Source organism: Sphingomonas parapaucimobilis NBRC 15100 (genome assembly GCF_000787715.1).
GTDB classification, from domain to species: Bacteria; Pseudomonadota; Alphaproteobacteria; order Sphingomonadales; family Sphingomonadaceae; genus Sphingomonas; species Sphingomonas parapaucimobilis.
This window is the reverse complement of the sequence record NZ_BBPI01000001.1, coordinates 135048-144379: the sequence shown is the minus strand read 5'-3', so window position 1 is coordinate 144379 and position 9332 is coordinate 135048. Positions and strand designations below refer to the sequence as shown.

The window sequence follows — 9332 nt, the reverse complement described above, 5'->3', positions numbered from 1 at the left end:
GGCGATGCCCCACCCCAACTGCTCCCCTGAAGGGGAGGGGCTAAAACCGTGCAATGCTGATCGCTTTCAACTCTGGGATACAGAGCAGTACTTAACTCCGATCAGCCTGAGCGAAGTCGAAGGCCAAGGGAATCCCGCCGCCCCAAACCAACGGCGGGAGTGCCCAGATCACGCCACTCCGTTCGCCATCAGATCCCGCAATGCCTCGTGGAAGGTCGCGATCGCTGCCAGATTAAACCCGGCGATGTTGATCCGCCCCGACCCAGCCATATAGATCGCATGACGATCGCGCAGCCATTCCACCTGCGTCGGCGACAGGGGCAGGGTTGCGAACATGCCCTTGCCATGCGCCACCGCCGCCAGTTCGATCGTCCCGATGCGCCCCCCGGCGGCCAGCGCCGCGCGCAGGCTGGCAAGTCGCTGGCGCATCGCCTCCAGTTCGTTGCGCCATTCGGCGGTCAGGGCTTCGTCTTCCAGGATGATGCGGACGATCGCCGCGCCGTGATCCGGCGGCATCGACCAGTTAGCCCGCGCCAGGGAAAGCAGGTTGGAGAAGACGGTCGCCCCGCTGTCCCGGTCCGGCGTGATGGCGAACAGCGCTCCGGTGCGCTCGCGATACAGGCCGAAATTCTTGTCGCAGGAATAGGCGAGCAGCGCCTCCGGCACCGCCGCCAGGATGGTACGCGCTCCCTCGGCATCCACATCGAAGCCGTCGCCCAGCCCCTGATAGGCGAGATCGACGACCGGCAGCAGCCCATGTTCGGCGACCAGCGACGCGATGGCGTTCCAGCCCGCCGCATCGGGATCGATCCCGATCGGGTTGTGGCAGCATCCGTGCAACAGGACGGCATCGCCTGCCTCCGCTCCGCCCAGGCCACTCAGGAAGCCGTCCAGATCGAAGCTCTGGCTGGTCAGGTCGTAACAGGGGATCATCGCCGGTTCGACCCCGGCCTGGCGGAACAGCGGCGCATGGTTGGCCCAGCTGGGGCTGCCGATCCAGATACGCGCGACACCCGCGCGTGCCAGCAGTTCGGCGGAGAGGCGCAGCGCCCCGGTGCCGCCCGGCGTCTGAAGCCCGACGACCCGCTCGGCCGCGATCGTGTCGCCAAGCACCAGCGTCGCCAGCGCGCGAACGAAGCCGGTATCACCCTCCGGCCCCAGATAGGATTTGCTCGACTGTTCGCTCAGCAGCCGGGCTTCGGCCGCCTTCACCGCCGTCATGACGGGCGTGCGACCTTCCTCGTCGCGAAAGACGCCGACGCCCAGGTCGATCTTGTCGGGACGCGGGTCGGCGGCGTGCTGGCCGATGATGCGCAGCAAGGGATCGTCGGGTTGGCGGGTGAGGGTGGCGAAACGCATGGCAAAGCCTCTTGGACGGAAAGGCGCGCACCATAGGGTTTCGGGCTCAAAAGGGAATGACGGATGACGTGTGCAAGCGCCGACCCCACGCGCGACGTCATGGTGTCTCAAGAAGAGGCTGAATGGAGGTGAACCACCGCGCTATTGCATCGCCTGTTTTCGATGTTTCGCCCCGTTTTTCGACCTAACACACGAAAAACGCCGGATATTGATGTGCATTATGGAGCGCTGCGGACGCTTGTTCGTACACCTTGCACCGGGAGGCGTTACGACAGCCCCACTTTGGTTCGCCATGACCGTGATGGCGGATCGATCCGGTGGTTCGTCGCCGGTTGGGCTGTCCAACTTCTTGATGCATCACCCGGTGGCGTCCGTCACGTCATCGCCCTTGCCGCACGGCCAATTCCGGCCGGTGGCAGGATGAGGAGAGTCGCGATGAATTTGATCAGAGCCTCGCTGCGTGTTGTTCTTCCCCGGGACCGCCCGGCCGATGGGTCTTTTCCCCTGATGACGGTGAAGGGCAAACCATGAATATTCCGCTTTCGCACAGCGCCAGGCCGATCGCGCCGGCGCTTCATCGCCTGTCTCGCCTGGCGTCCCTGGACCGTGCCTCGGTCACGGCGCTGGGCGAGGCGATCGCCCGGCCCCAGCCGTTCCGCCCCCGGCGAGACCTGTTGGTCGAGGGGCGCGACATCGCCTGCCCGCATCTGATCCTGTCGGGATGGGCGGCACGGGTGCGTATCCTGCTCGACGGGCGGCGACAGTTCCTTAATTTCCTGCTGCCGGGCGATATCGTCGGGCTCTATCATCACCGGCGCCCGGTGGCCCCGACGAGTATCATCACCCTGACCGAGGTCACCACCTGCACCCCGCCCGAGCCTGGCACGCTGCCCGCGCTCGACGAAGCCTATGCGGTCGCCCATGCGATGGACGAGGCCTATCTGCTGGCGCAGATCGCGCGACTGGGGCGGATGAATGCGATGGAGCGGATCGGCGACCTGATGCTCGAACTGCATGAGCGTCTGGAATCCAGCGCAATGACCCATGGCCACAGCTTCGACCTGCCGATCACGCAGGAAACGCTGGCCGATGCACTCGGCCTGACGGCGGTGCATGTGAACCGGATGTTGCAGGCGGCGCGGCGGGCGGGCGACCTGATCTGGTCGTCGCGGTCGATGACCATTCCCGATCCCAGGGCGCTGTCGCGCAAGGTGGGTCGTGCCCGGATCCGGGTGACCGCCGGTTGATTTCACGGATCGGTTGATGTGTATCAAGATACTGTAAAAACATAATAAAATAGGGAACATCGCGCCTCATCCGACGCTGTCCGGGCAAGGAATGAGGAGAGTGGCTTATGCCGGACATCACCGACAGACCCTATGACGATGCGCCCCTGTCGACCTCCAGGGACGAGGACGCCGCCGTCAGCATTGCCACTGCCGAGGCCGTCGAGGATCGCGGAGACAGCTTTGCCGGATGGGCAGTGACGATCAACCGCCCATCCGCCGGACTCTACGCTTGGTGGCGCGACTTTTCCAACCTTGCGAGCGTGATGGAGAATGTCGAGCGCGTCGATGTGCTGGACGGCACCCGGTCGCATTGGGTGGTCAAGGCGCCCGGCGGCACCAAGGTGGAATGGGACGCGATCGTCACCGAAGAGCACGAGGGCGAGCTGATCGCCTGGACTTCGGCGGAAGGCGCGGACGTCGCCAATTCGGGCCGCGTCACCTTCCGCGACGCAGGGGCGCGTGGGACCGTCGTTACCGCAACCATCCTCTACGATCCGCCCGCTGGCGTCATCGGCAAGCTGGTCGCCAAGCTGTTCCAGGGCGAACCCAATATCCAGGTCCGCCGCGACCTCGCGCGCTTCAAGCAGCTGATGGAAACCGGCGAGGTCGCCACCAACGCGATGAACCCCAAACAGCGTGAGGAGCAGGCTGCATGAAGGCGCTGACCTGGCATGGCAAGCATGACGTCCGCATCGACACTGTCGACGACCCGGAAATCGTCAATCCGCGCGACGCGATCATCAAGGTGACGGCGACCGCCATCTGCGGCTCCGATCTCCACCTCTATGACGGCTATATCCCGACGATGCAGTCGGGCGACATTCTGGGCCATGAATTCATGGGCGAGGTGGTCGAGACGGGATCGGGCTCGACCCTAAAGAAGGGGCAGAAGGTCGTGGTGCCGTTCACCATCGCCTGCGGCTCCTGCTATCATTGCGGCAAGCATCAATATTCGGGATGCGAGAACGGGAATCCGGCCGACAATCAGGATATCGCGCGCGAACTGTACGGCCATCCGATGTCCGCGCTGTTCGGCTATAGCCATATGACCGGCGGCTATGCGGGCGGACAGGCGGAATATGTCCGCGTGCCGTTCAGCGATACCGGCCCGATCGTCATCCCGGACGGCGTGGATGACGAGAAGGTGCTTTTCCTCTCGGACATCCTGCCCACCGGCTGGATGGCGGCGGAGAATGCCGAGATCGAGCCGGGCGATACCGTCGCGGTCTGGGGCTGTGGTCCGGTGGGGCTGTTCGCGGTCCAGTCGGCTTTCCTGATGGGGGCCGAGCGGGTAATCGCGATCGATCACTTCCCGCACCGGCTGGAACTGGCGCGCAAGTTCGGCGCGGAGACGATCAATTACGAGCAGACCGCGACCTATGACGCGCTGATGCAGATGACCGGCGGCATCGGTCCCGATGCGGTGATCGACTCGGTCGGGCTGGAGGCGCACGGCCTGTTCGTCGACAATGCGATCGACCAGATCAAAGCGTCGACTTTCCTCGGCACCGATCGCATCCATGCCATCCGCCAGGCGATCATCGCCTGTCGCAAGGGCGGCCGGGTGTCGATGCCCGCCGTCTATGGCGGCTTCGTCGACAAGTTCCCGCTGGGCGCGGTGATGCAGAAGGGGCTGACGCTCAAGACCGGACAGACCCATGTCCAGCATTACCTGCCCGGCCTGCTCGACGCGATCATGGAGGGGAAGATCGATACGACCTTCCTGATCTCGCACCGGATGCCGCTGGAACGGGCGCCCGAGGGCTATCGCATGTTCCACGACCAGCAGAACGAAGTGACGAAGATCGTGCTGAAGCCCGGTCAATAAGGAGCCACGCCATGGCAGAGAAATTCGCAATCGTGACGGGGGCCTCGACCGGCATAGGCTATCATCTGGCGGCCTGTGCGGCGCGCGACGGCTATGACCTGCTGATCGTCGCCGACGAACCCGCCATCCATACGGCCGCCAGCAAGCTATCGGTCGAGGGCGCGCAGGTTCAGGCGGTCGAGGCGGACCTGTCGACGCTGGAGGGCGTGGACCGGTTGCTCGCCGCCGCCGATGGCCGGGCGATCGATGTGCTGTGCGCCAATGCGGGCAACAGCAAGGGCGGGGCGTTCCTCGACCAGTCGCTCCAGGACTGGCGGCGGTCGGTGGATACCAACGTGACCGGGACCGTCTATCTGCTCCAGCGGGTGCTGTCGGCGATGGTCCGGCGCGGCGAGGGAAAGGTGCTGGTGACGGGATCGATCGTCGGCTTCATCCCCGGCCCGTTCAACGCCATCTACAACGCGACCAAGGCGTTCATCGATAATTTCACCGAGGCGCTGCGCAACGAGCTGAAGGATGAAAAGGGCGTCACCCTGACCACCCTGATGCCGGGTGCCACCGAAACCGAATTCTTCGCCCGCGCCGACATGCTCGACACCCATGTCGGCCAGAGCAAGAAGGACGATCCCGCCGAGGTTGCCCGGAAAGGCTGGGACGCGATGAAAGCGGGCGAGGGGCACATCACCACCGGCCTGAAGAACAAGCTGCAGGTCGCAGGTGCGGGCGTGGTGCCCCAGTCGGTGCTGGCCGAAGCACACCGCCAGATCGCCGAACCCGGCTCGGCCGACCGTTGAAACTACCCTATCAGGAGACGGATCATGGGCTTGTTTACCAAGGATATCGCGACGCTGAACGACCTGTTCGTCCATCAGCTTCAGGACATTTATTACGCCGAGCATCAGATCACCAAGGCACTGCCCAAGATGATCGAGAAGGCGACCGACCCGCAGCTCAAGGCGGGGTTCGAGCAGCATCTGCGCGAGACTGAAGGGCAGATCCGGCGGCTGGAACAGGTGTTCGAGATGCATGGCGAAAAGCCCAAGGCGGTGACCTGTCCGGCGATCGACGGCATCATCAAGGAGGCCAATGAGGTCGCGGGCGAAGTCGCCGACAAACGGGTATTGGACGCCGCGCTGATCGCGGCGGCGCAGGCGGTCGAGCATTATGAGATCGCGCGCTATGGCACCCTCGTCGCCTGGGCACGGCAGCTGGGGCGCAGCGACTGCGCGGCGATCCTGGACGAGACGCTGGCCGAGGAAAAGGCCACCGACGAAAAGCTCACCGGCATGGCCGAGGGCGGGGCGAATGCGGCGGCGGGTGCTGCCCAACCCGCTTGAGGCCGCGGGCATCGTCGTCGGCACCCTTCCAGGCGACGATGCCCCAAACCGGCGTCAGTGGGCGAAGTGTGTCACGCCCAGCATCAGCGCGATGCCCGCCAAGGTCGCGAAACTGGTCCGAAGTCGCGGATCGAGCGACTGGCTGCGCGGCACCAGCTCGCATGCGCCGATATAGAGGAAAATCCCGGCGAACAGCGCCATCAGCGGTGCCAGCATCCCCGCCGGGATCGACAATCCCAGCCCGATCACGACGCCCAGCATCGGAGCGACTCCGTTGAGCACCAGCCAGCGCCGCGCCGCCGCTTCGGACCGCGCGGCGAGGCTGAGGCTGACGGTGTTGACTCCGTCCGCCACGTCATGGGTCAGGACGGCCAGGGCGATCATCCATCCCGCCGCGGTATCGATCTGGAACGCGATGCCGATGCCCAGCCCATCCATCAGGCTGTGTACGCAGAGCATGGCCGGCCCCAGATCGCCCCGCCATGAAGCGGCCGCCGCGTGCGGGATCCGGGCAAGCACCCGGTCGAGCAGCATATAACCGCCCAGCCCCATGGCGCTGAACGCCATCATCGCGCGGATCGTCCAGCGGTCCCCCGCCAGCTCCAGCGCCTCGGGCACCAGATCGAACAGCGCCACACCGACTACGATCCCGGCGGTGACGCCCAATACCAGCCCGATGCGATGACGCAGCCGCAACGCGAGCAGCCCGCCCGCCAGCGTGGCGAGCATGGCGGCAAAGCCGAAGGCGAGGGGAACAAGGGTCATGGAAGCGTCCGCACGACAAGAGCGACGGAAAAAGGGTGCGGCATCATCGACCCATGAACCAAGCCATGAGACGTTACAAGGTCACATTTATGCAACCTGGATCGATCCGCCTCAGCCCCGCGCGATCGCCTCCAGCACGATGGTCGCCACTTCCTGCCGGCAGATCAGCAGATCGGGCAGCAGCGGATTCCGGCAATTATAGACCAGCGGGCTGCCGTCGATGCGCGAGGCATGAAACCCGGCCGCCAGCGCGACGGCGGCGGGGGCGCAATTGTCCCACTCATATTGCCCGCCGTCATGCAGATAGACATCGGCACGGCCCTCGACCACGGCCATCGCCTTGGCGCCCGCCGAACCCATCGGGATCATGATCGCGCCCAGCCGCTCGCCGACGCAAGCCGCGATGTCGGGCGCGCGGCTGCGGCTGACGACGACGCGCAGGCCCGCCGGGCAGGGGGGATGTCTGGGGGGCAGGTCGTCGGTCGCGAACACCTGATCGCGGTCGGGTACCGACACCGCGCCGATGGCCGGGCGGCCGTCGATGGCAAGGCCGATATGCACCGCCCATTCACTCGACCCGCTGGCATATTCGCGCGTTCCGTCCAGCGGATCGACGATCCAGACGCGGCTGGCGGCGCAGCGGGCGCGGTCGTCGACCGACTCCTCGGACAGGATGAAGTCGTCGGGCCGCGCCGCGTGCAGCCGGTCGAGGATCAGCGTATTGGCATCCCTGTCGCCCAGTGCGCCGAGGGCAACACCTTCCAGTCCGCTCGACGCGCGGATGGACCTGAGCAGTTCGCCCGCCTCAACAGCGACCGAGCGGGCCAGTTCGGCGTCGGTCACAGGTCGTAACTCCAGATGCCCAGCACATGTTCGACGATCCGCGATGCGGCCTGTTCCGCCGTCTCCTTCGTCGTGTCGATCCGGATTTCGGGCCGCTCGGGCGCTTCATAGGGGCTGGAGATGCCGGTGAACTCGGCGATCTCACCCGTACGCGCCTTGGCGTAAAGGCCCTTCACGTCCCGCTCCTCGGCGACGCCCAAAGGCGTATCGACGAAGATTTCAACAAATTCGCCCTCGGGCAGCAGCGCGCGGACCATGTCCCGCTCGGCCTTGAAGGGCGAGATGAAGGCGGTCAGCACGATCAGGCCAGCGTCCGCCATCAGCTTGGCGACCTCACCCACCCGGCGGATATTCTCCACCCGCCCGGCTTCGGAGAAGTCCAGATCGCGGTTCAGGCCATGGCGGATATTGTCGCCGTCCAGCAGGAAGCTGTGGCGACCCATGGCGTGCAGCTTCTGTTCCACCATGTTGGCGATGGTGGACTTGCCCGAGCCTGACAGGCCGGTGAACCAGAGGACCTTGGGGGCCTGTCCCTTCTGTCGGGCATGCGCCTCGCGCGTCACCACCGCAGACTGCCAATGAACATTCTGGGCGCGGCGCAGCGCATGGTCGATCATGCCCGCCGCGACCGTTGCATTGGTCGCGCGGTCGATCAGGATGAAACCGCCGAGCGCACTGCCTTTCGCATAGGGCTCGAACACGATCGGGCGATCGGCATAGACCTCCGCCAGGCCGATATCGTTGAGCGCGAGCGTATCGGCGGGGCGTTGCTCTTGGCTGTTCACGTCGACCACGTGACGCGGCGGCTGCACCGTCGCACCGACCAGCTGTGTTCCGAGCTTGAGCGAGTAGCTGCGCCCGGGCACCAGCGGAGCGTCCGCCATCCAGACGATGGTGGCGACGAACTGGTCGGCGATTTCTGGCGGGTCCTCGGCGGCGGCGATCACGTCGCCGCGCGAGCAATCGACCTCGTCGGCAAGGACCAGCGTCACGGCCTCGCCCGCGATCGCCTGTTGGCGGTCACCGTCAAAGGTGACGATCCGCGCGATCTCGGTCATCTTGCCCGAGGGGGCGATCCGCACCCGGTCACCGACCGATACCCGGCCACTCGCGATCGACCCGGCAAAGCCGCGAAAGTCGAGGTCGGGCCGGTTGACCCACTGCACCGGCATACGGAACGATGCCGCCGCCGCCCGGTCGCCATCGATTGCCACCGTCTCCAGATGCGGGAGCAGCGCGGGGCCGTCATACCAGGGCATGTCGGGTGAGGGGGTGGTCACGTTCGCACCGGTCAGGCCCGACAGGGGGATGGGTGTGAACCGTTCGATCCCAATGGTCTTGGCGAAGGCTGCATAATCGGCAACGATGGCGTCGAAGACCGACTGGTCATGGCCGACCAGATCCATCTTGTTGACCGCCAGCACGATCTCCTTGATGCCCACCAGATGCGCCAGATAGCTGTGCCGCCGCGTCTGGGTCAGCACGCCCTTGCGCGCGTCGATCAGGATCACGGCCAGATCGGCGGTCGAGGCGCCCGTCACCATGTTACGGGTATATTGTTCGTGGCCGGGTGTGTCGGCGACGATGAACTTGCGCTTCTCCGTCGCGAAAAAGCGGTAAGCCACGTCGATGGTGATGCCCTGCTCGCGCTCGGCGGCCAGGCCGTCGACCAGCAGTGCGAAGTCGATATTCGCCCCTTGCGTGCCGACCCGGCGGCTGTCCGCCTCGAGCTGGCTCAACTGGTCCTCGAAGATGGTCTTCGAATCGTAGAGCAGCCGCCCGATCAGCGTCGACTTGCCGTCATCCACCGAGCCGCAGGTGATGAAGCGCAGCATCGACTTGGCGGCATGAGTGGCGAGATAGGCGTCGATATCGGCGGCGATCAGCGCATCGGGTTGATAGGCGGTCATC

At 65.4% G+C, this 9332-nt stretch carries 9 protein-coding genes; 5 read left to right on the top strand and 4 right to left on the bottom strand.

Features of this window, described 5'->3' with window-relative positions; genetic code table 11:
- Positions 1-168 precede the first annotated feature (168 nt).
- A complete protein-coding gene (locus SP5_RS00695; RefSeq protein ID WP_042482569.1) occupies positions 169-1359 on the bottom strand; it encodes an aromatic amino acid transaminase in 1191 nt (396 codons plus the stop codon).
- A gap of 527 nt (positions 1360-1886) precedes the next feature.
- Here SP5_RS00695 and SP5_RS00690 point away from each other — a divergent pair.
- The 5 genes from SP5_RS00690 to SP5_RS00670 all read left to right on the top strand — a co-directional run bounded on the left by SP5_RS00690 (position 1887) and on the right by SP5_RS00670 (position 5813).
- A complete protein-coding gene (locus tag SP5_RS00690; protein WP_042482565.1) occupies positions 1887-2606 on the top strand; it encodes a Crp/Fnr family transcriptional regulator in 720 nt (239 codons plus the stop codon).
- 107 nt (positions 2607-2713) lie between these two features.
- Positions 2714-3304 carry an SRPBCC family protein gene (locus tag SP5_RS00685; protein ID WP_042482562.1) on the top strand — a complete coding sequence of 197 codons (591 nt, stop codon included), beginning with the start codon at positions 2714-2716 and terminating at the stop codon, positions 3302-3304.
- Complete coding sequence (locus tag SP5_RS00680; protein ID WP_042482559.1) at positions 3301-4476, top strand: zinc-dependent alcohol dehydrogenase; 1176 nt, start codon at positions 3301-3303, stop codon at positions 4474-4476. The genes SP5_RS00685 and SP5_RS00680 overlap by 4 nt, the downstream gene beginning before the upstream one ends.
- Positions 4477-4487: 11 nt before the next feature.
- On the top strand, positions 4488-5270 hold the full coding sequence (locus SP5_RS00675; protein ID WP_042482556.1) for an SDR family NAD(P)-dependent oxidoreductase: 783 nt from the start codon (positions 4488-4490) through the stop codon (positions 5268-5270).
- Positions 5271-5294: 24 nt separating this feature from the next.
- Positions 5295-5813 (top strand): YciE/YciF ferroxidase family protein, encoded by a 519-nt coding sequence (locus tag SP5_RS00670; protein ID WP_042482553.1) that lies wholly within the window; start codon positions 5295-5297, stop codon positions 5811-5813.
- Between the two features lie 54 nt (positions 5814-5867).
- On the opposite strand, the gene SP5_RS00665 is transcribed toward SP5_RS00670, so the two are convergent.
- The 3 genes from SP5_RS00665 to cysN form a co-directional block, all read right to left on the bottom strand.
- Complete coding sequence (locus tag SP5_RS00665; protein WP_042482550.1) at positions 5868-6578, bottom strand: ZIP family metal transporter; 711 nt, start codon at positions 6576-6578, stop codon at positions 5868-5870.
- Between the two features lie 111 nt (positions 6579-6689).
- Positions 6690-7421, bottom strand: coding sequence for a 3'(2'),5'-bisphosphate nucleotidase CysQ (locus SP5_RS00660; protein WP_174435489.1), 732 nt, complete (start codon positions 7419-7421; stop codon positions 6690-6692).
- Positions 7418-9331 carry a sulfate adenylyltransferase subunit CysN gene (gene cysN, locus SP5_RS00655; protein ID WP_042482544.1) on the bottom strand — a complete coding sequence of 638 codons (1914 nt, stop codon included), beginning with the start codon at positions 9329-9331 and terminating at the stop codon, positions 7418-7420. Before cysN ends, SP5_RS00660 begins: the two co-directional genes overlap by 4 nt.
- Position 9332 lies beyond the last annotated feature (1 nt).

Coding starts and splice junctions, on each gene's coding strand:
- cysN (WP_042482544.1), bottom strand. CDS start 9,331: ATGACCGCCTATCAACCCGATGCGCTGATCGCCGCCGATATCGACGCC.
- SP5_RS00665 (WP_042482550.1), bottom strand. CDS start 6,578: ATGACCCTTGTTCCCCTCGCCTTCGGCTTTGCCGCCATGCTCGCCACG.
- SP5_RS00680 (WP_042482559.1), top strand. CDS start 3,301: ATGAAGGCGCTGACCTGGCATGGCAAGCATGACGTCCGCATCGACACT.
- SP5_RS00685 (WP_042482562.1), top strand. CDS start 2,714: ATGCCGGACATCACCGACAGACCCTATGACGATGCGCCCCTGTCGACC.
- SP5_RS00690 (WP_042482565.1), top strand. CDS start 1,887: ATGAATATTCCGCTTTCGCACAGCGCCAGGCCGATCGCGCCGGCGCTT.
- SP5_RS00695 (WP_042482569.1), bottom strand. CDS start 1,359: ATGCGTTTCGCCACCCTCACCCGCCAACCCGACGATCCCTTGCTGCGC.
- SP5_RS00675 (WP_042482556.1), top strand. CDS start 4,488: ATGGCAGAGAAATTCGCAATCGTGACGGGGGCCTCGACCGGCATAGGC.
- SP5_RS00670 (WP_042482553.1), top strand. CDS start 5,295: ATGGGCTTGTTTACCAAGGATATCGCGACGCTGAACGACCTGTTCGTC.